The following is a 22474-nucleotide window of genomic DNA, read 5'->3' as shown; positions in this document are numbered from 1 at the left end:
GATATGTATGTTATTAAATATTGCAAAGACAACTGCATTGGTTGCGTTAACTGCTTATACATTAAATGCAGCAGATTTTAATGCGCAAGCTGAAAAAGATAGAATTGCTTTAGTAAAATATTTTGAAGCAAAATTTGAAGATCCATTGAAAAACAGAAATACTTTTTTCCCATACTCAACAGATGATGAGTTGGAAAATAATATTATGTCTGGATTAAAATTTGAGGACTTTTCAAAGGGTAACTACTCATTTTCTAAAAATGGAAGAATGTCTTATGATGAAATCAAAGAGATGCCTCCATATGAAGAGTTTGTAGAAAAAGGTGAAGCATTATATGAAAAACCTTTTGCAAATGGAAAATCATTTAAAGACTGTTTCCCTGATCCATCACAAGCAGGTGTAATGTATCCATATTTTGATGAAACAAAAAAGGATGTGCAAACTCTAACAGTTGCAATTAATGAGTGTTTGGTTGCAAATGGAGAAAAACCTTGGAAAACATCAAAAGGACCTATTGCTCATTTGGAAGCTTTTTTTGCTCAATCAGCACAAGATGCTGAAAAAGTTATTGATGTAAAAATTGATAGTGCAACTGCAGCAGAGGCTTATGAAAGAGGTAAAGAATATTACTATACACAAAGAGGATACTTAAAACTAAATTGTGCAGAGTGCCATGTTATTGGTGCTGGACAAAGAGTTAGAAATGAAAGTTTATCTCCATTTTTAGGTCAAGTAACTCATTTCCCTGTATATAGACTTAAATGGGCGGCTAGTGATAAAAATAATGATGGTTTAGGAACTTTAGAGAGAAGAATGTCAGGGTGTATTAAAGATCAAGGTCAAGTACCACCAAAAGATGACTCTAGAGATATGAAAGAACTACTATTTTTCATGGCATATATGTCAAATGGTATGAAAATTGACGGTCCAGATATTAGAAAGTAAGTAGGAGATTATTATGAAAAAACTATTAAATTTATCATTAGCTACAGTTGCTGCTTTTTCATTAACTGCTTGTGTTAGCTCTTCTACACCTAGTATAGAATCAGCTTTAAAAGAGGATTTAAAAACTGTTTGTAGCGTAGAGAAAAGTGGAATTGAAAATGTAATTGCAACAGCAAAACAATATAATGAAGTTGCTAAAGCAAAACATTTAGAGTTTAGAAGACTTGATGTAAATAACAGTGATTTAATTATCTCTGTTGAAGAGGCAATTAAAACAGGTGCAAAAGAAGTTAATCCTAATGACTTTAAAGGAAAACCATCTAAAACAAAATTAGCTACAGATTATGCGGCTGAGAGAGCTTGTAGATTTGCTATATCTGCTTTAATTCAAGCAGATGAGGGTAAAAAAACTTGGAGACTTTCTGTTCCAGGTGATGGGTTTAAATATTAAAATTGTTAGTTAAAAGTCAAGATATCTTCTTGACTTTAACTTAAAATAGATATGAAATGAAATTGGGGATAAAAGTATGACTATTTTAAAAAAGTTACTTATTGCATCTGCTATAGCTGGAGTTTGTTCTGTAACAGCAGTGGCAGAAGATTCTGAAAAATATGTTGCAATATCAAAGGGTGTTAAATCTATTGATATGAATCTAAATGGTGAAAAATTTACTCTAATGAGAAATCAAACTGCAGGAAATAAAATATCATCACTTTATGATACAACGGATAGGGGAGTTCCTCAACCAATGGTTTTAGCTCCTGGAGTTGAAACTTTAGGTGAGTTAGAATTTATTGAGTATATGAAAAAAGCTCAAACTGACACTTCTATTGCAATTATAGATTCAAGAAAACCAGGATGGTTTGCAAGGCTTAGAATACCAGGAGCAGTAAATGTTCCTTATACAAATTTTGATGAGAAAGATACTGCTATTGAGATGATGGAAGATGAGATGGGAGTTGTTCAAAAAGATGATGGAACTCTTGATTTCTCAAAAGCAAAAACTTTAGCATTATATTGTAATGGTTATTGGTGTGGACAAACTCCAGGTATGGTAAAAAATGCAAAATATGCACTGTTAAAAATGGGATATCCAGCAGAAAAAATTAAATACTACAGAGGTGGTATGCAAGCTTGGACATCTTTGGGATTTTCAGTCGTAGGTTCAAGTAACTAATTTAGAATGTCTCTAAATTTATTTAAAGGGATTAATTAAATGAGTAAATTAAGTAGAAGAGAGTTTGTATATATGATGGCACTACTTGGTGCTGCACCGGTATTTGCTAATTCTCACACAAGAATGACAAATACTAATAAGTTGGAAGATTACTATAAGTTAAAGCCATTTGGTAATGTAAGATTAATGCATATGACAGATTCTCATGCACAACTTTTACCAGTGTATTTTAGAGAACCAAGCGTAAATTTAGGATTATTTGAAAACTTTGGTAAGCCTCCACATATTGTAGGTGAAAAATTCCTAGATTATTATGGAATAAAAGGTAATAAGAGATTAGAGTATGCATACTCTTGTGTTAACTTTGAAAAGCATGCAGAAGTTATGGGAAGAACAGGTGGTTTTGCACAGATAAAAACTGTTGTTGATTCTTTAAGAAATAACTTTGGAAAAGAGAAAACACTTCTTTTAGATGGTGGAGATACTTGGCAAGGTAGTGCAACTGCTCTTTACACAAGAGGTAAAGATATGGTTGGAGCAATGAATCTTTTAGGTGTTGATGTTGCTGTTGGACACTGGGAATTTACATATAATGCTCAAGAAGTTTTAGAAAATGTAAAAATGCTTGATGCGGAGTTTATTGCACAAAATGTTAAAGTAAAAGAGGATGCTCTTTTTAATGGAGCACAAGCTTATGACGAAGATACAGGTCATGCTTTTAAACCATATACTGTAAAAAAACTTGGTAATGCAAGAGTTGCTATTATTGGACAAGCATTCCCATATACAACAATTGCAAATCCACAAAGATTTATTCCTGATTGGACTTTTTCTATTAATGATGATGGAATGCAAGAGCTTGTAGATGAAGTAAGAGAAAAAGAGAAACCAGATGCAGTTATTGTGCTATCTCATAATGGTTATGATACTGATAAAAAAATGGCAGAAATTGTTACTGGAATTGATTTTATCATGGGTGGACATACACATGATGGTGTTCCAGAAGCGTATCCTGTTAAAAATGAAAGTGATGTTACATATGTTTGTAATGCGGGTTCAAATGGTAAATTTTTAAATGTACTTGATTTAGATATTCAAAACGGAAAAATCAAAGATTTTAAATTTACACTTCTTCCAATTTTTTCTGATTTAATTCCTGAAGATAAGTCTATGAAAAAATATATTCAAGATGTAAGAGCTCCATACTTAAAAGATTTAACAAGAGAAATTGCAACAACCGAAGAGACTCTATTTAGAAGAGGAAACTTTAATGGTTCATGGGATCAAATTATTTGTGATGCATTAATGGATGTAAAGGGAGCTGATATTTCACTCTCTCCTGGATTTAGATGGGGAACTTCAGTTATGCCAGGACAAGCAATTACTTTTGATGATCTTATGACTCAAACAGCTATGACTTATCCTGAGACATATGCAAGAGATATAAGTGGAAAAGATATCAAACTTATCTTGGAAGATGTTGCAGATAATCTATTTAATCCAGATCCATTTTATCAACAAGGTGGAGATATGGTTAGAACAGGTGGAATCTCTTATAAAATTGATCCTAGTGCAAAAATGGGAGAGAGAATTTCTGAAATTACACTTACTAAAACAGGGAAAAAACTTGAAGCTAGTAAATCATATAAAGTTGCTGGTTGGTCAACTGTTGGTGCTAAATCTCCAGGTGAACCTGTTTGGGAAACTGTAGAAACATATCTTAAAAATGTAAAACATATAGCAAACTTAAAAGTTGATACTCCTGATATTGTTGGAGTTAAAGGTAATCCTGGAATTATCTAACTTTAGAAGAAGAGATTTTATCTCTTCTTCAATTTAATGGATACTCAAAGGAGTATTTTTTAAATTGAAGAAAAGAGGTGTTTTATAATGAGTAGGGCTGTCTTGTTATCTATTTTTCTATTTTTTACAACTATAAATCTCAATGCAGATTTCCATGAAGGGAAAAAGCTTTTTATAGAAAAATGTTCATCATGTCATAAAGAGTATATCTCTTTTAAAAAACTTAAAGAGAATTTCTTTGAAAGAAATAATACTTTATTAAATCTTACTATTCCCACAGAAAATATGTTAGCTTGGGCAATTATGGAGAGCAGTAAAAAAATTGGTGATCCTAATGATAATGAAATGAGAAAAATTGAGATTGAAGATTATTTAAAAACATATTTAGCAAATCCAGATTTAAATGATAGTATTTGTGATTCTCATGTATTGAAATATTATAAGAAAAAAGAACCAATGGAAATAAGTGATGAAGAATCAGAGCTCTTGGCACAATATTTTATGGGATATAAAGATGATAGGTTAAAAAACAATCCTAAACCTGTAAAAATCTTGTCAAAAGATTATAATGAAAAAGAGATTTTAGAAAAGGCAAAAAAAGAGGGCAAAGAAATAATTGTTTTTGCTACTTCACAAACATGTTATTTTTGTAAAAAGATGAAAAAAGAGGTTTTAAGTTTAACAGAGGTTGAAGAGGCTATAAATGAGGATTTTATTTTTTTAGAAGTTGATATTGATTTTGTTAACTTACCCTTTGGTTTGAAAAAATATTTTAAAGGGATGACTCCAACATTTTTCTTTTTAACTACAGATGGACAGTTATTACATACTTATCCAGGAGCTTGGGTTAAAGATGATTTTTTACAAATTTTAAAGGAAAATTTATAATATGTATTTAGGAAAAGTAATTGCTACATTTAGTGCAAAAAAAGGTCAAAGTGGACTTCCTAGACCAAAAGTAGATGATTTAAATCTAATTTTTGGTTTTGGAATAGAACATGATAAGTTTGCAGGAAAAGATGTTGATAAAGCAGTTATGATTGTTGGTAAGTATAGTTATGATTATGCAAAAGCCAATGGAATAGAACTTGAGTATGGAAGTTTAGGTGAAAATATACTTTTTGATTTCAATCCACATGATTTTCCTATTGGTACAGAATTTAAAATAGGAGAGACTGTTTTACAAATCACAGAAAATTGCACAATATGTAACCATTTGGCAGTCTTTGATGATGATTTACCCATTTTATTAAAAGAGTGTAGAGGTTTATATTGTAAAATAAAAGTTGGTGGTAAAATTTCAGAAGATTTAAGTGTAAAAATCTTAGAAGATAAAAAAATAGCATCATAAAAGGAAAAATATGAAAAAAATTTTATTGTTGGCAATAGTTAGTCTATTTGCTTATGCACAGTCAACGTTTAGTAATCCTCAACCAACTTTTGAAAATCCGAGAAAAGTTGCAATACAGCTTTATGATTCTGATTTAAAGAAAGTAAATCATAATTTGAGTACTATTTATAATATTTTAAAAGAGTATCCCCAAGAGAGCTTGAAAGTAGTTGTTATAGCTTATGGAAATGGAGTTAGAGCTTTGAAAAAAGATTATGATAAACAGGCTTTAACTAGAATTAACTCATTAATGGAATATGATGTTGAATTCATAGTATGTAGAAATACAATGGAAACTATGAAATGGACTGAAGATGATTTTATTGACGGAGTTTCATATGCACAAGCGGGAATTGTTGAGTTAATTGAGAGACAAATTGCAGGATATATTGGTATTATCGCTTATTAGAAGTTATAAATTTATAAACAAGATTGCAAGATAAATTATTTTTTAAGGGTAATTTATTAAAATAATAACTTAAAAAAGGAGTTTTTATGATTAATAGAATTTTTTTAGTTTTAATATTTATTGTTTTTTCTCTTTCATTAGAGGCAAAAAAAATTAGTGAAAGTGAATGTTTAGCAACAGAAGAGAATTTTATTTATGCTGGTGGTGAGTGCGTAGAGTATAGAGCTTATAAAGGTGATTCAGATGATAAAATCATTATTATAGTTCATGGTACTTGGGATGAAGGAACAAATACTTTAGGAAGATATGCTCCTTTTGCTGAGACACTTAATATGAATACAGATATCACAACAGTGGCTGTTGCTCTTCCAGGTTATTCAAATTCTTCAACTAATAATTTTACCGCTTTATCTCATGAAGGGGTTAAAAATCTTGCTGCAAAAAAAGAGTATGTTGAATTTTTGGGTGATTTAGTAAATGAATTAAAAGAAAAATTTGAGGCAAAAGAGGTTACTTATGTAGGTCATAGCGCAGGAGCTATGATGGGTGCAACATTAACAGGACTTAGACCAGGGTTAATACAAAATATTGCATTAGCTGGGGGTAGATATGATATTCATCAGACAGAAAAAGGCAATGATTTAATATCTTTTATTGATGTAATTGATAATGTTGATAAAAATACAAAATATCTGTTTATCTATGGAAGTGAAGATAAAATTTCTAAACCAGAAGTTACAACAAGTTTTTTTAAGATTGCAAAAGAGAAAGGTCTTAATGCAAAACTGATAAAAGTTGAAGGTGCGGAACATTTAGATTTAGATATGACAAACACTTCTATTGATGCAATTACTAAAATGGTAGAGGGAGAATAACTCTCTTCCTCTTACTTTTCAACTTTTGGAATAATAATTTTAAACTCTATACCATTTAACTCTTTTCCCTCAAAAATATAGTTACTGTTTTTTACATCAATTACTCCATTTAGGTGTTTATTTATAATTTGATTTGTAATATATAGACCCAATCCTGTACCTAAACTTTGGTGTTTGGTTGTAAAGTATGGCTCAAATATTTTACTTATAATTTCATTTGAAATTCCACCTGCACTATCTTTAAAAATAATAACTATTGTGTTATCTATAACTTTTGCATCAATAAAAATATATCTATAATCTTTATCTATGTTATTTTTAATAAAAGCATCAAGTGAGTTATTAAAGATATTTAACATTGCTTGCATAAAAAAGTTTTCATTTGAGTAAGTTATTATATTCTCTTCAATATTTGTATGACACTTAATATTCTCACTTTTTCGTGACTCTTTAAAAATTTCTTTAATCTTTACAAAACTATTAGAGAGGTTATAATTCTCTCTTTTTTGACTATTATTTTCAAAATATGAAGAGAAATCATTAACAATTTTTGCAAGATAATTTCCATTTTCTAGTATTTTATCTGTGTATTTAATTATCTCTTCTTTACTTATATCTTGTTTTAGTTCATATGAAAGTTTTATAGCACTTGCAAGGGTAGTTATTGCTGATAATGGTTGTTTCCATTGATGGGATATATTTTTTAACATTTCAGAGATAGCAGAAACTTTTGCTTGGTTGTGAATCAAAATTTCTTGTTCTTGAACTTTCTCTTCATTTAGTTTCTTTTGATGGATATTTCTTAATATTCCACAAGCTTGAATTACTTTTCCATCAAAATCTTTTTGGACAGTTCCTCCCACACATTCAACCCAAATATATTCATTATTTTTATTTAATACTCTATACTCTATAGAAAAAGAGATATCATCTTCCAAATCTTTTTCAATCTTTGATATTACAAACTCCAAATCTTTTGGATGAATTTTATCAAACCAATCTTTTATGCTATTGCTAAACTCTTCTCTTTTTAAACCAAGCATATTAAGCCATTTATCATTAACTTGTAGCCAGTTTGTATTTTTATTCCAATCCCAGTATCCCAATTCACTACTATTTATTACATTTAATAGTTGCATTTTTGAGTTATTAAGCTCTTCTGTTCTCTCTTTTACTTTATTATCCAAGCTTCTATTTAATCTTTCAAGTTCTAAATTTTTAATATAAATTTTTTTATTGTAGTTATAATAAAAATAGACAAAAATAAAAGTTGCAATAAGTATATAAATAGCAGTTTTTAATGTTTGGTCAAATGCTTTTATGTAAGCGTTATCTAAAGGTTTTTTTATTGATAAAATAGCTTTCATATTTCCTTCTTGCTCTCCAAAACCAGCTTTATTGCCATATAATTCTACTAATTGTTTAGGTGCAGCTTCAGGTGTTGAGTGACATTTCATACACTTTGCTTCCAACTCTTTTGTTGGCAAAGCAACATATAAAATATCTCCATTTTCACCTTTTTTTATCTCTTCATATCTTTTGATTTTTTTATCAAGGAATGTATTTAATATTTTTTTTTCTTCTTTAGTTACTAAATTGTAAGGGTTTCTAGGATTTGGTGAAGCAAATCTTATATCTGTTGTGGGAAGATTTTTTTCTTTTCTTATTTCATTGTAATAATCATTTATTTTATTTGCACTGTATGTTGATGAAAGTAGGGCAGGAGTAAAATAATCATAAGAGATTTTATCAGCTGCTTGTAATTTGTCAATCTCGTCTTTTTGATCATCACCCACATATTTTCTTATAGCTTGAATTTGAATTAAAACATCTTCTATATTTGTTATCTCATTGTCAATTTCACTCTTTTTATTATCTTGATAAACAAGGTATATAACTAAAATATATAGACAAAAAGCAATTGCAACAACAAGTTTAAATTTATGTATATTTGGATAATGCAAATAAATCTCCATTTTGAAAAGTAATTATTATATATTTTTTTATATTAAAAATATATTTTATGATTACTTTTTTCTTATTTACACTAAATTTAGTTATTCTATAGTAGCATTGTAAGAGATAAAAACAAGGATTATCATGGATAAAAAAAGAGAAATTCTATTTAACATAAACAATTTTTCTTTTGCCTTTTCAAAAGCGTTAGATTCTATAGAAATGGAATATTTTTTTGTTTCAAATGGACACTCAAGAAGGGTTGCTTATGTCTGTTTAATGCTTGCAAAAGAGTTTAATTATTCAAAAGAGGGATTAAGTGATATTTGTGCTTACTCTTTATTACATAATATTGCTTTAAAAAAAACAAAAAGTAAAAATAAGCAATACTGTGATTTTTCTCAAACTTATATGCAAAGTTTTCCTTTCCTTTTAAAAGACCAAGGAGAAGTTTTAAAGTACCAATGTGAACATTTTGATGGAACAGGTATTTTTGGTTTAAAAGAGAGTGAAATACCACTTTTTTCTCAATTTATTTCATTTGTTGATATTATTGATACAAAATTTGATTTATCAAAAGGTGATGTACAAAACAGAGAGAAAATTCTAAACTTCATTAAAGAGGGTGAAAACAGACTTTTTTCAAGTGATGTAGTTGAGTGTTTTGTTGAGTTTTCACAAAAAGAGAGTTTTTGGTTAGATTTACAAAATGAAGATGAAATTGCTGCTTATATATTTAAATCATTATCAGATGTTTCAATAGCTTTAGAGTATGAAAAACTTTTAGAGATAACATCAATTTTCTATAATTTAGTAGATGAAGATGGAAAACTCATTGAAAATTGTTCAAAATTAGCAGATTTATATAATTTTGATCATAAAGATAAACAAACCTTTTTAATTGCTGCAAGTTTAACAAATCTTGGAAAGTTTTTTATTAGTGACTCAATATTAAATAAAAATTCAAGTTTAGATACCCATGAGTATTTAAAGATTAAATCTTATCCTTACTATACTAAAAAAGTATTATCTGATGTTTTAGGTTTTAATGATGTTACAACCTGGGCTACAAGAGTTCAAGAGTTTATTAATGGTAAAGGGTATCCTTATGCTCTTGAAGGCAAAGATTTAAGTTTAAAAGATAGAGTAATGCTTATTTCAAATATCTTTACCTCTTTAACCTCTAAAAAGAGTTACCGAGATGCCTATAAAAAAGATGAAGCTTTTAAAATATTAGATGATATGGCAGAAAATAGTTGTATTGATAAAGCAATAGTAGAGGATATAAAAGAGGTTTTTAAATAGTAGATTACAAAAGTAATCTACTATTCAGATGTTGTTGTAAGATTTAACATCTTCCACGAGTACATTCCACCTCTATACCATTTTATTTTTTCTTGAGGATACCCTAACTTAATAAGATTATTAATTGCAAAAGTTGATTGTGGACACCAAGCTCCATTACAAAAAAGAACAAGCTCTTTTGCTTTGCTAAAATCATATTTGTCTTTTGAAATCTCTTTTACTCCAATCATTTCAAGAACATCATAGAAGTCATCAGGATATTTACTTTTATCAAAATATGTAAAAGGGATATTTTCTGCTGTTGGGATACTCATTTGCAAGAACCAATCAGGAAGTCTTGCATCAATTAAAAGCATATTTTTGTTTGTTTGTGCTTTTTCAATAAAATCAATTACTTCAAGTTCTCCTATTGTTTCAATTTTATCATTTATTTTCATGGGAGTTATTTTCCCAACAGTGGTAACAAATTTTTTTACGCACTTTTCAGATAATCCTTCTTTAGCATAATTACCTGACCATATATTTTTAGGATCAGCTCCATTGATTTTTTTACACTCTTCATCGGTAATTCTTTTTATGATATATGAGTTATCATCATAATTGATTTGAACACCATCACCTCTTAAATCATAATCATTTGCATAAGCTAGTCCAGAAACAAAAGCTAAGGCAACAAATATCCTAGAATGTATAGTTTTCATTTTCTATCCTTTTATAATTTTCTTATATATAAAAATATATTCAATTTTTATATTAAAAAAACTTAAGTTTAAAAAATAATTTTTATTAATAATATAGATTATAAGAAGTATATTTAAAAGTGTTAATATTTTAAAATTAAGTAAGTTTAAAAGGTAATATGTGAATTTAGTTTTTACTATGTTTCATCATCATTATTTGTTCATAAAGCATATTCCCAAAACCTTCAGGTAGTTCTTTATGTTCTCTTTCAACAATAGTTATAATCTCTTTAATCTGTGCATTTGTCATTGATTTTACAACAGGAATTATTGAATTCGCTATAGTCTTTTTAAATTGGGTAATCTCTTCTTTTGTCATTGTTATTCTTAATTTTGATTATTGTTAATGTGAAATTATATTTATTTTTTCTAAAAAATTAGTTAATTGAGCTTTACAAATTATTCTAATTTAATTATTTGAGAGATTAGACTTGATTTAATGGTATTAAGAATAAATTATGCTATAATCGCGAAAAAATTATAGGAAAGTACGTTTTGATTGAATTAAGTAAAAAGATATCTAAGTTAGTTGGAAAGACTAATGCAGAGTATGAATTGATAAAAGAGGGAGATAGAGTTCTAGTTGGCTTTTCTGGTGGAAAAGATTCTACTACTTTAATTCATTCTTTAAATCACTTAAAACGTGTTGCTCCATTTAACTTTGAGTTTAAAGCAGTAACAGTAACTTATGGAATGGGTGAAAGAGTTGAATTTTTAGCTAAACATTGTGAAGAACATGGAATAGAACACGAAATAATTGATACTGAAATATTTGAATTAGCAGGGGAAAAAATTAGAAAAAACTCATCTTTTTGTTCTTTTTTCTCTAGAATGAGAAGAGGGTATTTATACTCTACTGCACAAGAGCAAGGGTATAATAAGCTAGCTTTAGGGCACCATTTGGATGATGCAATGGAATCTTTTTTTATGAACTTCTTATACAATGGTGCTTTAAGATCAATGCCTCCAATTTATAAAGCTGAAAATGGTTTGGAAGTTATTAGACCTCTTATTTTTTGTAGAGAGAGACAATTAAGAGCATTTGCTCAAACAAATGAGATTAGTGTAATTGGAGATGAAGCTTGTCCTGCAATGAGATTTGATATTAAAATGCCTTATGCAAGAGCTAAAACAAAAGAGTTACTTGCAAAAATGGAAGAGGAAAACCCACAAATGTTTATATCAATGAAAGCTGCTTTTAATAATGTTCAAACTTCGACATTTTTTCAAAAAGAGTTTTTAGACAGAGATTAAGATGAAAATACTAATTTCTGCCTGTCTTCTTGGAGAAGATGTTCGATATGATGGAGAAAACTCATCTATTGCATATGGTGCAAATTTCACCTTTGCCCAAAAAGAACTCTTTATGGATATCTTATGTGATAATGAAATTTACTCTTTTTGTCCAGAGGTTTCGGGAGGCTTACCAATACCAAGAGAACCCTCTGAAATAGTCTCTTTAACAAAACCTTTTATAATTAAAAATAAAGAGGGAGAAGATGTAACTATTAATTTTCTTTTAGGTGCAAAAAATGCTTTGGATTTATGCCAAAAAGAGAATATTACTATTGCCCTTTTAAAAGCAAATTCTCCTTCATGTGGTAATAAAAATATTTATGATGGAAGTTTCAGTGGAAACTTAATTCCTGGAGAAGGAATAACTGCAAAACTATTAAATGAAAATGGTATAAAAATTTTTAATGAAAAAGAGTTGTTGGAGTTATCAAAGTTTCTAAAAATGAAACAAGTTATTTAAAAAATTATTGATTGAATTTTTGTTATAATTTTAATAAATGTAAAAGGATTTATTATGAAAAGATTTTTATTATTTTTAGTTTTTTTCTCTTTAAATTTATATGCTTTTGATAGGGTGAATTTTGAATATGCAGCTTGGAGCAAAGATATAGATATTTTTGGAATTGGATTACAAAAGGATTTAGATTATAAAATCATTGAGAATACAAAGTTGAGTGTTGAAGTTGATGCTGAATATGTAGATGGTGAAAATGATGATATGTATATTTTAAGTGCTCAACCAATGATTAGTTATGATTTAACTTCAAAACTATATATTCAAGCTGGAGTAGGTTTTGCTTATTTTAGTGAAAAAAGCTTGGATGATAAAAGATTTGGTATGCATTTTCAGTTTAAAGAAAATATTGGATTTGGCTATAGAATTACTGACAACTTTGAAACTACTTTAAAATATACACATTATTCAAATGCGGATTTGGATGATGAAAACTCTGGAATTGATTCTGTTGGTTTAAAATTTATTTATCTATATTAATCTAAAAAACTATTAATCAAAGAGGATAGGGTATGTGCATCCATTGCTCCACTAACTCTTTTTGCTTCAATTCCATTTTTATAAATGATTATAGTTGGAATAGATCTTATGCCATATTTCGAAGCTAAGATTTGTTCCTCTTGCGTATTAACCTTTGCAAATAGTATTTTTAATGGATATTTTTGAGAAACTTCATTAAAAACTGGTGCCATCATTTTACAAGGACCACACCAAGAAGCCCAAAAATCTACAATAACAGGGATATCTGAGTTGACAACAACATGATCAAAATTTGATTCTTTTAGATTTATAGGCGTTGTATCAAGTAGTGAAGCTTTGCAATTGCCACAATTTGCCTTAGTATAACTATCTTTTTTTGGTATCGAGTTAACTTTTAAACAGTGTGGACAGACTACATTTATTTTTGACATTTTTTATGCTTTAATATCTAAAAGTGAATCCATTACTTCCATTTGTGTTACTATTCCTGTTTCATTTGCAGAGTATGCGATAGTTTGAGGAATTTGTTCAATAAGTGAAGAAGTTAAATCAGAAGCCATATCTCTAAGTTCAGGGTCTGCTACAACTTGTGAAACTTGAGCAATATTTTGAGCCATTTGATTAACTTCCATTTGGATAGCAAGCATACTAGATAGATTATTATTAACTGTCATTAAAAACTCTCTTCTTGACTTTGAAGTAACATTCTATTTAGATTTGCAGTTTTAGCAATTTGAGCATCTGCAGCACTCAACTCATTTGGAGCAGAAGCAGCATTTTGTAACTGTTCTAGTTTATAGTTTGCACTTCCTTCATCTTCAGGAATTGATGTATCATATCGCACTGAACCTCCATTTGCATAAAGTTTGCCATCTGGTCCAACTTGATAATTATAGTTTATTGGTGTAGTTGTTGGTGCATTTGCTGCATGAGCTTGTTCATGTGCTTTTGTTTCTGTATCTAGTTTTTTAAATTTTCCAAGAACTAAATCATAATCTTTTTGATCATATTTACTGTTTGTTTCATTAGTTTTATCATATGATTCTTGAGTATTTTTTTCTTGTTCTTTTTTATCAATATTGGCTAAATCAGCCCTTTTTTGGGCAAGTTGCATATATATGTTTGATCTAGATACACTATTAATCGCTTCCATGCTATCACCTTTTAGTCATATTTATAAAATTCTATCACAATTTTAAGGATAAGTAAAGAAAAGTATAAACTTAATAGTTAATAGCTACTTTATAGCTTGGATCATCCTCTTCATAGGTACAAAATGGACCTGCATCCTTAAGGATTTTTTTACAATCTTCGCTTAAGTGTCTTATAACAAGTTTTTTATCTGCTTTAGCATACTTTTTAGTAATTGTATCTATTGCTTCAACTCCAGAGATATCCATAACTCTAACATCTTTGAAGTCAAGTACAATATTTTCTGGATCATGATTAATATCAAATAATTCAAAAAATGAGGTTGTAGAACCAAAAAATAGGGGACCATCTAGCTGATATATTTTTTTATTTCCCTCTTCTCTTTTTGTTCTACATCTAACTTTTGAATGTTTCCATGCAAAAACTAAAGCTGAGATTATAATTCCTGTAATAACAGCAATTGCAAGATCTGCAAAAATTGTTATTACTGTTACAGCTATTAAAACAAATCTATCAGAGTTTGGCATATATCTAATTCTATTTGCACTCTCCCATTCAAATGTACCAATTGAAACCATAAACATAATACCTACTAAAACAGCAACAGGAATTAATGAGATAAAAGAGGAGAGGAAAACAACAAAAGAGATAAGTAAAATTGCAGCTGTAAGTCCTGAAAGTCTTCCCCATCCTCCATTTGAAAAATTAATTATTGATTGTCCAATCATAGCACATCCAGCCATGCCTCCAAAAAAACCGCAAACAACGTTTCCTGTTCCTTGGGCAATGCACTCTTGGTTTCCACTTCCTCTTTTCCCACCCATTTCGTCCAAAACTGAAAGAGTAAGCAAAGATTCAATAAGACCAACTAATGCAACTAAAACTGCATATGGAAGAACAATAAGTATAGATTCAAAATTTATATGAAGAGTAGGAATTGCAAAACTTGGAAGATTTCCAGAAATATTTGCCAAATCACCAACTCTTTTAGTATCTAAATCAAAAGCAATTACAACAGCTGAGATAACTATAATTGCAACTAAACCTGAAGGAATAGTTGTGGTAATTTTAGGGAAAATTTTTATAATAATCATTGTAGCTAAAACCAAAAGATACATAATCCAATTTTCACCTTTAAAAAGTGGAAATTGTGCCATTGCAATTACAATTGCAAGACCATTTACAAAACCATACATTGCAGGTTGTGGAACAAGTCTTATTAGTTTTCCAAGTTTTAAAACTCCTATTGTAATTTGTATTAATCCAGCAAGAATTGTTGCTAGAAGAATATATTGTAAGATATATGAAGCCAATTCACCATTTTGTGTTAATTGTTCAAGCATTGATAGGCTTAAAGACTCTTTTACTTTTACTCCAAGTCCAACTAAAACAACTGCAACTGCACCTGTTGCACCACTTATCATTCCTGCTTTTCCACCAATTATTGCAGTAATAAATCCTAAAATAAAAGCAGTATATAATCCAACAAGTGGAGAAACACCAGCAATAATCGAAAAAGCAATAGCTTCAGGAACAAGAGCAATAGCAACAACAATTCCTGATAGAACATCATTTTTTATAGAGTGACCGATAAATGTATCTTTTATATTTAGCAAAATTATCCTTTTTTTAAGTAAAGGCGCGATTATATCTAAAAAAGTATTTAATAAAACTTTAAGCTTTGCATAATCTTAATTATTAGTTTTTTGGCTATAATTACAGCCATGAAAAAAGAGTTCTATAAAAGTGTTAGTTTTAAACTTAGTGTATTAAGTATTATTATTCTTTTGTCGTTGTTAACATCGGCTTTTATGTTTAATTCTCAAATCGATAAATTAAAAAAAAGAATTGATTATATCTACTTTGGTAACTACATTCCTGTCCTTAAACTTCATACAATAGATGATACTTATAATGCTTTAATTGAGTGTATGAAAAAGTATAAGAGATGCGACAGAAGTTCATACTTTAAAAAGATAAGAAGTGAGTGGAAATATTATAACAATGCTTATAAATCTGATTCTGAAAGAATGGTTGTTAACAAAGTTGATAAAAGTGTTATGAATTCATTAAATAATGAGGCTAAAATCCCAGTTTATAATAGTGTTATTAATGAAATAAACTTTTTAAAAGAGCATGAAAAAAAAGTTGCATATAAGAAAAGAAAAGAGTTTTTAGAAGAGTATTCATCTATAAAAGATTATCTTTTTTATAATATGATAATATTAGTTTTTATCTCATTTATTTTTATTGCTCTTATTATCTATTCAATTATAAAAAAAGACAATCAACTTAAAATTTTGACTAAAAAGTATAAACTTGAAGCTATTACTGATGGTATGACTAAACTTTACAATAGAAAGTATTTTGACAAAATTTTTGATAATATGCCATTTATCTCCAATGCAAATAAGTGGAAATGTGCTTTTATAATCTTGGATATAGATTTTTTCAAACAGTACAATGACACCTATGGACACGACATGGGAGATGTTACTTTAAAAGCTGTTGCATCTACACTTAAAAAATATTTTAATAAAGAGTATGAATATGTTTTTAGACTAGGTGGAGAAGAGTTTGGAGTGATTTTGTTTGATACAGATGAAGCAATATTAGAAGAGTGTCTAAAAGATGTAAATAAAAGTGTAGAATCATTAAATATTGAGCATAAAAATAGTAAAATCTCCAGTGTTGTTACAATATCAATTGGAGCAATAATTTATGAGCCAAATAGTTATGTATCTTGTAATAGGTTATATAAATTGGCTGATGAATCTTTGTACAAATCCAAAGAGAATGGTAGAAATCAATACACAATTTATAAAGAGGAATAATCATAATGTTTTTATTTAACAAGATGAATCATTTTAACCTGGCAAATTTAGCTACATTTTTTAATATAGCTTCAGGAATGATGGCAATATATTATTTAACTCACGATGAGTTTATAGCAAGTGCACTTTTTGCTTGGTTAGCTGGTGGGTTTGATATAGTTGATGGCAAAATTGCAAGAAAATATAACTTATCAACAGAGTTTGGAATACAGTTAGACTCATTTGCAGACTTTTTATCATTTGTAATTGTACCTACAATGTTTGTGTACTTTGCAATAATTGATGGGAAAGAGTTAATGCTTTTTACGCCATTAGTTGCTTTTGCCTTTATTTACTATGTTATTTCAGGACTTAGAAGATTGATTCAATTCAATATAAATGCCCATGAAGGTGAAGTTGAAAGATATTTTACAGGAGTACCAACCCCTCTTGGAGCTATTTTATTATGGGTTGTTTATCTGATTTGGCTTACAGGTTTTATAAATGAATATGTAGTTCTTGTTGCAATGATTATAATAGGATATCTTCTAAACTCAAAAGTTAAAATCAAACACCCATAAATGAATAAAATTACTACAATTGACTTAGGTTCTAACTCTTTTAGAGTATTGATATATGATTGTACAAATCATAAAATTTTAGATGAGTATAATGAAGTTGTTGGAATGGCTGATGGAGTCAATGATACAGGTTTAATATCTATTGAAGCTCAAAGAAGAGTTGTTGATGCAATTAATAAATCAATAGAAAAACTTAAATATGAACCAAATAAAGCTGTTTGTGTAACAACAGCAGCCATGAGAATGGCAAACAATAGTAAAGAGGTTCTAGACTATTTTAAAAAACATTGTGATGTTGATTTTAAAATAATAGATGGGCAAGAGGAGGCTAGACTCACTCTTCTCGCTGTACAGTATGCTTTAAAAAGAGAAAATATTGACTCTTCAAATTTTATACTGCTTGATATTGGTGGTGGTTCAACTGAAATAATTGTAAATAAAGGTGCAGAGTATTTTTCAAAAAGTTTTAATTTTGGAATAGTGACTTTAACACAAAAATATTTTTCAAAAGATGAACTAATCTCTCAATTAGAGGTTTATAAAAGAGATATAAAAGCATTTTTAGATAGTTTAGATATTGACTTAAACCCTTTTACTTTCGTTGCAACAGCAGGTACCCCAACAACAATTGCTGCAATAAAATTAGGGCAAGATTTTTTCCACTATGACAAAGAAAAAGTAAATGGTTCAACTGTAAATTTATATGATTTAGAGGACTGTTTGAATATTTTTAAAAATGAAACTAAAGAGAATATTACAAAATTAGTTGGTAAAGGAAGAGTCGAGTTTATAGAAGTTGGAGTTTTTATTTATAAATCTATCTTTGAAGTTTTAGAAAAAAATGAATCAATTGTTCTTGATGATGGTTTAAGAGAAGGTGTAGCAATAGATTTCTGTATAAAATCTAAATTAGCTTAAGAGTCTTACACTTTGCTCTTGCACAATATTAGCTTGTGAACTTACTAAATAACCAGAGTTTGAACTTATATTCTCTTTTGTAAAATCATTAGACTCTTTAGGAAAATTAATAGTGCTGTTCTTTTTATTTTGATTTGACAAAGAAGTTTGTTCTTGTATTGATTCTCTTGCACTTTTTTGAAGATTAGTTCTTAACTCTTCAAGTTGAGACTCAATATTTTTCAGGTTTTCAATACCCTCATCTAAACTATTAAGGCTATTAGATATTCCCTCTTTTGTATTCAAATCATTTTTCCCTATTTCATGGGAAATAGCAGAAGCTATTTGAGGCGTATTTGGTTTATTTATTGAGTAATAAGTTTCAATTGTTGAAACTTCAATTGTTTTATTTTGGTCATAATTATCAACAGAAATAAGTTTCTCTCTATTGTAAGTAGTTTGAAAAGCAACTTCTCTAAATTTTAAAAGCTCTTTATTTATCTCTTCTTTAATTTTATTGTTGTTTGTTGATTGAGTATCTTTTTCATTAATATTTTCAAGTTTATTTTTCATATTTTGAAGAAACTCTTGTTGTGTTTGAATACCTTTTTGTGCAACGGTAGTTTTTCCCATTCCTGTATTATATGCTTGTAAAGATGCAGATAACTCATCTCTTCTTTTATTGTACTCTTTTATTGAAAGGGAATAAGAATCACTCTCTTCATATTCAGCATTTGTTTTTGCTGATGACGTGGCAATATTTTTGTTATTTGAAAGACTATTAACAGAAGCTAAATTATTGTCAATGTTATTAATATTCATGTGTCCCCTCATTTATATTAGAATTCTACAAAAAAAATTATTAATTTAATATAAACTTAATTTATTAAGAAGGGCGTATTAAAGACACTATTAATAAAAAATTATGTAAAATATCTGACTAATTTATAATAGGAGAGACAATGAAAATAACTGGCGCAAAAATGGTTATAGAATCATTAAGAGAGGAAAGGGTTGACGTAGTATTTGGTTACCCTGGAGGCGCTATTATGAATGTCTACGATGAAATTTACAAACAAGGATTTTTTCAACATATTTTAACTAGACACGAGCAAGCTGCAATTCATGCCGCTGAAGGGTATGCAAAATCTACTGGAAAAGTTGGAGTTGCAATTGTTACTTCAGGTCCTGGATTTACCAATGCAGTTACTGGTCTAGCTGATGCTTATATGGATTCAATTCCATTAGTTGTTATATCAGGACAAGTTCCAACTACGATTATTGGAACTGACGGATTTCAAGAGATTGATGCAGTAGGTATATCAAGACCTTGTACAAAGCATAACTATTTAGTAAATGATGTTAAAGATCTTCCTAGGATTATCAAAGAGGCATTCCATATAGCAAGTACAGGAAGACCAGGTCCAGTCCATATTGATATTCCAAAAGATGTTACAGCTGATGTTGGAGAGTTTAAATATCCAAAAGAGGTAGATTTACCAACTTATAAACCAACTGTTAATTACAATAAAAGACAGTTAAAAAAAGCAATGACAGCTATTGCTAAATCAAAAAAACCTCTATTTTATGTAGGCGGAGGAGCAATTTTAGCAAACTGTGCTTATGAAATTAGAGAGTTAGCAGAGTTAACTAATATTCCAGTTGTTGAAACATTAATGGCAAGAGGAGTTATGGGAGATGACCATAAACTTTTAATTGGAATGTTGGGTATGCATGGAGAGTTTGCAGCAAATATGGCAGCACACGATACTGACTGTATTATCTCGCTAGGAGCTAGATTTGATGATAGAGTTACTGGAAGATTAGATGAATTTGCTAAAAAAGCAAAAGTAGTTCATATTGATATTGACCCAACTTCAATTGCAAAACTTGTGCATACAAATTATCCAATTGTTGGTGATTTGAAAGTTACTGTTGAAGCTATGATAGAGACAGCAAAAGAGACAGAGTTTAATGACTATACAAATTGGGTTTCATTATTAAGAGATTATAGAGAGAAAGAGCCTTTAAGATTTAATGATTCTGATTCTGTAATTAAACCTCAATGGGTTATAAAAAGAGTAGGGGAGTTACTTGGAGAAAATGCAATAATCTCTACTGATGTTGGTCAACATCAAATGTGGACGGCGCAATTTTATCCTTTTTCATTTCCAAGACAATTTAATACTTCTGGTGGTCTGGGAACAATGGGATTTGGGCTTCCTGCAGCTATGGGTGTTGCAAGAGGAAATAAAGATAAAATCTCTATTAACTTTACAGGAGATGGTTCAATTTTGATGAATATCCAAGAGTTAATGACTTGTGTAGAGAATAAATTACCAGTTATTAATATTATTTTAAATAATAGTTATCTTGGAATGGTAAGACAGTGGCAAACACTATTTTATGAAAATAGAATTTCTCAAACTGATTTGTCTTTACAACCAGACTTTAAAATGCTAGTTGAAGCTTTTGGTGGAGTTGGATATAGAGTAAAAACGAAAAAAGAGTTTGAAGAGGCATTAAATGATGCAATTGAAAAGAAAAAACCAGCAATGATTGATGTTGTTGTTTCAAGGGATGAAATCGTTCTTCCAATGGTTCCAAATGGCCATGCATTAAATGAAATGACACTTATAGGAGATAACAATGAATAATTTTAACCACTATTATGATACTGAAACAATAAGAAGAGTTATCTCAGTAATTGTCATAAATGAACACAATGCCCTTTCAAGAATTGTTGGACTATTCTCAGCTAGAGGTTATAATATTGACTCTTTAACCGTTGCTCCAATTATTGGTAGTGAGTACTCTAGAATGACCATCGTTACAACTGGTGATAAAAGAGTGATAGATCAAATTGTTAAGCAGTTGAATAAGTTAATACCGGTTTTAAAAGTAAACGAACACCAAAATGTAATAGAGAAAGAGACTGTTTTAATTAAAATACCAATTGATCAGCCATTAAGTGATATTGATGTTATTGCAAGAGCTTATAATGGACATATTCAAAATGTTACAGATGATGCAATTGTCATCTCTGCAACAGATGAACCAAGCAGAATTGCAAATTTTACAAATATAATGAGCAAATTTAAACCACTTGAAGTTGTAAGAAGTGGTGTTGTAGCAATGGAAAGATAGGAGATTCTCTTCTATCTTTTTTATTTAAGGATAAAAATTGAAATTAAATGAAATTGCAAAAAATTTAGGATTGAAGTGTGATAGTAATATTGAAATTACAGCTTTAAATTCACTTCTTGATGCAAATGAAAATCAACTAACTTTTTTTGAAAATAAAAAATATCTGCATGATTTAGCAAAAACAAAAGCTGCAGCAGTATTTATAAGAGAGGAGTTTGTAAAAGAACTTCCATCAAATACAATTGCATTAGTTTGTGAAGAGCCTTATTTAACTTTGGCTTATGCTTCAAAATTCTTTGCACCCAAAATAGTAGAAGAAGAGGGAAGTGAATGTGTTATTGGTAATAATACAAAAATATTACCAAATGTTTATCTTGGTAAAAACTCATCTATTGGTTCAAATTGTACAATAATGTCTGGAGTTTACATTGGAGATAATGTAACAATAGGAGATAACGTAACAATCTATGCAAATGTCTCTGTTTATAGAGATTGTAAGATAGGAAGTGATTGTATAATCCATGCAGGAACAGTTATTGGAAGTGACGGTTTTGGTTTTGCACACACAAAAGATGGACAATATATTAAAATATACCAAAATGGTAATGTAATTATTGGAAATAGAGTAGAAATAGGAGCAAATACCGCTATTGATAGAGCAGTATTCAAATCTACAATTATTGAAGATGGTGTTATTATTGACAATCTTGTTCATATTGCCCATAACTGTAGAATTGGTCATGGTTCTATTTTAGTGGCACAAGTTGGTCTCTCTGGTTCAACTATTCTTAATGAGTATGTAGTAATGGGTGGACAAAGTGGAACATCTGGGCATCTTGAAATTGCACCATTTACAACAATAGCTGCACGTGGAGGAGTAACAAAAAGTATTACAACTCCTAAAAAACAGTGGGCAGGTTTTCCTTTGTTTGAGCATAAAGAGTGGTTAAAACTTCAAGGTAAAATCGCAAGATTATTAAAAAAATAAAAGG

At 29.2% G+C, this 22474-nt stretch carries 26 protein-coding genes; 18 read left to right on the top strand and 8 right to left on the bottom strand.

The genetic code is table 11. The features are described 5' to 3' along the window. Nucleotides 1–7: 7 nt before the first annotated feature. The 8 genes from soxA (at nt 8) to AEBR_RS08130 (ending at nt 6601) form a co-directional block, all read left to right on the top strand. Complete coding sequence (gene soxA, locus AEBR_RS08165; RefSeq protein ID WP_129087821.1) at nt 8–946, top strand: sulfur oxidation c-type cytochrome SoxA; 939 nt, start codon at nt 8–10, stop codon at nt 944–946. A gap of 13 nt (nt 947–959) precedes the next feature. Beyond that, nucleotides 960–1397, top strand: coding sequence for a hypothetical protein (locus tag AEBR_RS08160; protein ID WP_129087822.1), 438 nt, complete (start codon nt 960–962; stop codon nt 1395–1397). Between the two features lie 76 nt (nt 1398–1473). Then, a complete protein-coding gene (locus tag AEBR_RS08155; protein ID WP_129087823.1) occupies nt 1474–2124 on the top strand; it encodes a rhodanese-like domain-containing protein in 651 nt (216 codons plus the stop codon). A 39-nt stretch (nt 2125–2163) separates the two neighbouring features. Further along, nucleotides 2164–3927 carry a thiosulfohydrolase SoxB gene (gene soxB, locus AEBR_RS08150; protein WP_129087824.1) on the top strand — a complete coding sequence of 588 codons (1764 nt, stop codon included), beginning with the start codon at nt 2164–2166 and terminating at the stop codon, nt 3925–3927. Between the two features lie 87 nt (nt 3928–4014). Then, entirely contained in the window at nt 4015–4815 is an 801-nt protein-coding gene (locus tag AEBR_RS08145; RefSeq protein ID WP_129087825.1) for a thioredoxin family protein, read from the top strand. A gap of 1 nt (nt 4816) precedes the next feature. Further along, the gene (locus AEBR_RS08140; protein WP_128978168.1) at nt 4817–5278 is read left to right on the top strand and encodes an MOSC domain-containing protein; all 462 of its coding nucleotides are present in this window, start codon (nt 4817–4819) and stop codon (nt 5276–5278) included. Nucleotides 5279–5288: 10 nt separating this feature from the next. After that, nucleotides 5289–5726: a DsrE family protein gene (locus AEBR_RS08135; RefSeq protein WP_129087826.1), complete on the top strand. Its 438-nt coding sequence runs from the start codon at nt 5289–5291 to the stop codon at nt 5724–5726. 86 nt (nt 5727–5812) lie between these two features. After that, nucleotides 5813–6601 carry an alpha/beta hydrolase gene (locus tag AEBR_RS08130; protein WP_128978172.1) on the top strand — a complete coding sequence of 263 codons (789 nt, stop codon included), beginning with the start codon at nt 5813–5815 and terminating at the stop codon, nt 6599–6601. Between the two features lie 11 nt (nt 6602–6612). On the opposite strand, the gene AEBR_RS08125 is transcribed toward AEBR_RS08130, so the two are convergent. Further along, nucleotides 6613–8565 (bottom strand): c-type heme family protein, encoded by a 1953-nt coding sequence (locus AEBR_RS08125; protein ID WP_164969511.1) that lies wholly within the window; start codon nt 8563–8565, stop codon nt 6613–6615. A 136-nt stretch (nt 8566–8701) separates the two neighbouring features. Between AEBR_RS08125 and AEBR_RS08120 the strand changes: the two genes are divergently transcribed. Continuing rightward, the gene (locus tag AEBR_RS08120; protein WP_129087828.1) at nt 8702–9862 is read left to right on the top strand and encodes an HD-GYP domain-containing protein; all 1161 of its coding nucleotides are present in this window, start codon (nt 8702–8704) and stop codon (nt 9860–9862) included. A 20-nt stretch (nt 9863–9882) separates the two neighbouring features. On the opposite strand, the gene AEBR_RS08115 is transcribed toward AEBR_RS08120, so the two are convergent. Next, complete coding sequence (locus AEBR_RS08115) at nt 9883–10563, bottom strand: rhodanese-like domain-containing protein (protein ID WP_129087829.1); 681 nt, start codon at nt 10561–10563, stop codon at nt 9883–9885. 166 nt (nt 10564–10729) lie between these two features. Then, nucleotides 10730–10921 carry a hypothetical protein gene (locus tag AEBR_RS08110; protein ID WP_129087830.1) on the bottom strand — a complete coding sequence of 64 codons (192 nt, stop codon included), beginning with the start codon at nt 10919–10921 and terminating at the stop codon, nt 10730–10732. A gap of 176 nt (nt 10922–11097) precedes the next feature. Here AEBR_RS08110 and AEBR_RS08105 point away from each other — a divergent pair, with 176 nt between their 5' ends. The 3 genes from AEBR_RS08105 to AEBR_RS08095 are packed head-to-tail and all read left to right on the top strand — an operon-like array spanning nt 11098 to nt 12892. Then, nucleotides 11098–11856, top strand: a complete 759-nt coding sequence (locus AEBR_RS08105; protein ID WP_129087831.1) for a tRNA 2-thiocytidine biosynthesis TtcA family protein — start codon at nt 11098–11100, stop codon at nt 11854–11856. Nucleotide 11857: 1 nt separating this feature from the next. Next, nucleotides 11858–12358: a 2-thiouracil desulfurase family protein gene (locus tag AEBR_RS08100; protein WP_129087832.1), complete on the top strand. Its 501-nt coding sequence runs from the start codon at nt 11858–11860 to the stop codon at nt 12356–12358. Nucleotides 12359–12412: 54 nt separating this feature from the next. Next, on the top strand, nt 12413–12892 hold the full coding sequence (locus AEBR_RS08095) for an acyloxyacyl hydrolase (protein ID WP_129087833.1): 480 nt from the start codon (nt 12413–12415) through the stop codon (nt 12890–12892). On the opposite strand, the gene trxC is transcribed toward AEBR_RS08095, so the two are convergent. The 4 genes from trxC to AEBR_RS08075 form a co-directional block, all read right to left on the bottom strand. Continuing rightward, the gene (gene trxC, locus AEBR_RS08090) at nt 12889–13323 is read right to left on the bottom strand and encodes a thioredoxin TrxC (protein WP_172658878.1); all 435 of its coding nucleotides are present in this window, start codon (nt 13321–13323) and stop codon (nt 12889–12891) included. The genes AEBR_RS08095 and trxC overlap by 4 nt on opposite strands. A gap of 3 nt (nt 13324–13326) precedes the next feature. Continuing rightward, on the bottom strand, nt 13327–13566 hold the full coding sequence (locus AEBR_RS08085; RefSeq protein ID WP_129087834.1) for a hypothetical protein: 240 nt from the start codon (nt 13564–13566) through the stop codon (nt 13327–13329). Further along, complete coding sequence (locus tag AEBR_RS08080) at nt 13566–14045, bottom strand: putative metalloprotease CJM1_0395 family protein (protein ID WP_129087835.1); 480 nt, start codon at nt 14043–14045, stop codon at nt 13566–13568. The genes AEBR_RS08085 and AEBR_RS08080 overlap by 1 nt, the downstream gene beginning before the upstream one ends. Nucleotides 14046–14115: 70 nt before the next feature. Next, nucleotides 14116–15660: a SulP family inorganic anion transporter gene (locus AEBR_RS08075; RefSeq protein WP_129087836.1), complete on the bottom strand. Its 1545-nt coding sequence runs from the start codon at nt 15658–15660 to the stop codon at nt 14116–14118. Nucleotides 15661–15750: 90 nt separating this feature from the next. On the opposite strand from AEBR_RS08075, the gene AEBR_RS08070 reads away from it, so the two are divergent. The 3 genes from AEBR_RS08070 to AEBR_RS08060 are packed head-to-tail and all read left to right on the top strand — an operon-like array spanning nt 15751 to nt 18356. After that, nucleotides 15751–16878, top strand: a complete 1128-nt coding sequence (locus AEBR_RS08070; RefSeq protein WP_172658877.1) for a GGDEF domain-containing protein — start codon at nt 15751–15753, stop codon at nt 16876–16878. A gap of 5 nt (nt 16879–16883) precedes the next feature. Continuing rightward, complete coding sequence (locus tag AEBR_RS08065; RefSeq protein ID WP_420370925.1) at nt 16884–17438, top strand: CDP-alcohol phosphatidyltransferase family protein; 555 nt, start codon at nt 16884–16886, stop codon at nt 17436–17438. Then, on the top strand, nt 17439–18356 hold the full coding sequence (locus tag AEBR_RS08060) for a Ppx/GppA phosphatase family protein (protein ID WP_129087838.1): 918 nt from the start codon (nt 17439–17441) through the stop codon (nt 18354–18356). It abuts the gene before it with no gap. Here the strand turns inward: AEBR_RS08060 and AEBR_RS08055 are convergent. Next, on the bottom strand, nt 18348–19157 hold the full coding sequence (locus AEBR_RS08055; protein WP_129087839.1) for a hypothetical protein: 810 nt from the start codon (nt 19155–19157) through the stop codon (nt 18348–18350). The genes AEBR_RS08060 and AEBR_RS08055 overlap by 9 nt on opposite strands. Before the next feature lie 140 nt (nt 19158–19297). Here AEBR_RS08055 and AEBR_RS08050 point away from each other — a divergent pair, with 140 nt between their 5' ends. The 3 genes from AEBR_RS08050 to lpxD are packed head-to-tail and all read left to right on the top strand — an operon-like array spanning nt 19298 to nt 22470. Continuing rightward, complete coding sequence (locus AEBR_RS08050) at nt 19298–20992, top strand: acetolactate synthase large subunit (protein WP_128978202.1); 1695 nt, start codon at nt 19298–19300, stop codon at nt 20990–20992. After that, entirely contained in the window at nt 20985–21482 is a 498-nt protein-coding gene (gene ilvN, locus AEBR_RS08045) for an acetolactate synthase small subunit (RefSeq protein ID WP_128978204.1), read from the top strand. Before AEBR_RS08050 ends, ilvN begins: the two co-directional genes overlap by 8 nt. 37 nt (nt 21483–21519) lie before the next feature. Then, nucleotides 21520–22470, top strand: coding sequence for a UDP-3-O-(3-hydroxymyristoyl)glucosamine N-acyltransferase (gene lpxD / locus AEBR_RS08040; RefSeq protein WP_129087840.1), 951 nt, complete (start codon nt 21520–21522; stop codon nt 22468–22470). Nucleotides 22471–22474 lie beyond the last annotated feature (4 nt).

The organism is Halarcobacter ebronensis (genome assembly GCF_013201825.1).
Classification (GTDB): Bacteria; Campylobacterota; Campylobacteria; order Campylobacterales; family Arcobacteraceae; genus Halarcobacter; species Halarcobacter ebronensis.
Note: the sequence above shows the minus strand (reverse complement) of the source record. Positions and strands in the feature narration are given on the sequence as shown.

What these genes read in the sequence shown, in the direction of transcription:
- soxA (WP_129087821.1), top strand. Translation starts at nt 8, where the DNA reads ATGTTATTAAATATTGCAAAGACAACTGCATTGGTTGCGTTAACTGCT.
- AEBR_RS08160 (WP_129087822.1), top strand. Translation starts at nt 960, where the DNA reads ATGAAAAAACTATTAAATTTATCATTAGCTACAGTTGCTGCTTTTTCA.
- AEBR_RS08155 (WP_129087823.1), top strand. Translation starts at nt 1,474, where the DNA reads ATGACTATTTTAAAAAAGTTACTTATTGCATCTGCTATAGCTGGAGTT.
- soxB (WP_129087824.1), top strand. Translation starts at nt 2,164, where the DNA reads ATGAGTAAATTAAGTAGAAGAGAGTTTGTATATATGATGGCACTACTT.
- AEBR_RS08145 (WP_129087825.1), top strand. Translation starts at nt 4,015, where the DNA reads ATGAGTAGGGCTGTCTTGTTATCTATTTTTCTATTTTTTACAACTATA.
- AEBR_RS08140 (WP_128978168.1), top strand. Translation starts at nt 4,817, where the DNA reads ATGTATTTAGGAAAAGTAATTGCTACATTTAGTGCAAAAAAAGGTCAA.
- AEBR_RS08135 (WP_129087826.1), top strand. Translation starts at nt 5,289, where the DNA reads ATGAAAAAAATTTTATTGTTGGCAATAGTTAGTCTATTTGCTTATGCA.
- AEBR_RS08130 (WP_128978172.1), top strand. Translation starts at nt 5,813, where the DNA reads ATGATTAATAGAATTTTTTTAGTTTTAATATTTATTGTTTTTTCTCTT.
- AEBR_RS08120 (WP_129087828.1), top strand. Translation starts at nt 8,702, where the DNA reads ATGGATAAAAAAAGAGAAATTCTATTTAACATAAACAATTTTTCTTTT.
- AEBR_RS08115 (WP_129087829.1), bottom strand. Translation starts at nt 10,563, where the DNA reads ATGAAAACTATACATTCTAGGATATTTGTTGCCTTAGCTTTTGTTTCT.
- AEBR_RS08110 (WP_129087830.1), bottom strand. Translation starts at nt 10,921, where the DNA reads ATGACAAAAGAAGAGATTACCCAATTTAAAAAGACTATAGCGAATTCA.
- AEBR_RS08100 (WP_129087832.1), top strand. Translation starts at nt 11,858, where the DNA reads ATGAAAATACTAATTTCTGCCTGTCTTCTTGGAGAAGATGTTCGATAT.
- AEBR_RS08095 (WP_129087833.1), top strand. Translation starts at nt 12,413, where the DNA reads ATGAAAAGATTTTTATTATTTTTAGTTTTTTTCTCTTTAAATTTATAT.
- trxC (WP_172658878.1), bottom strand. Translation starts at nt 13,323, where the DNA reads ATGTCAAAAATAAATGTAGTCTGTCCACACTGTTTAAAAGTTAACTCG.
- AEBR_RS08085 (WP_129087834.1), bottom strand. Translation starts at nt 13,566, where the DNA reads ATGACAGTTAATAATAATCTATCTAGTATGCTTGCTATCCAAATGGAA.
- AEBR_RS08080 (WP_129087835.1), bottom strand. Translation starts at nt 14,045, where the DNA reads ATGGAAGCGATTAATAGTGTATCTAGATCAAACATATATATGCAACTT.
- AEBR_RS08065 (WP_420370925.1), top strand. Translation starts at nt 16,884, where the DNA reads ATGTTTTTATTTAACAAGATGAATCATTTTAACCTGGCAAATTTAGCT.
- AEBR_RS08060 (WP_129087838.1), top strand. Translation starts at nt 17,439, where the DNA reads ATGAATAAAATTACTACAATTGACTTAGGTTCTAACTCTTTTAGAGTA.
- AEBR_RS08055 (WP_129087839.1), bottom strand. Translation starts at nt 19,157, where the DNA reads ATGAATATTAATAACATTGACAATAATTTAGCTTCTGTTAATAGTCTT.
- AEBR_RS08050 (WP_128978202.1), top strand. Translation starts at nt 19,298, where the DNA reads ATGAAAATAACTGGCGCAAAAATGGTTATAGAATCATTAAGAGAGGAA.
- ilvN (WP_128978204.1), top strand. Translation starts at nt 20,985, where the DNA reads ATGAATAATTTTAACCACTATTATGATACTGAAACAATAAGAAGAGTT.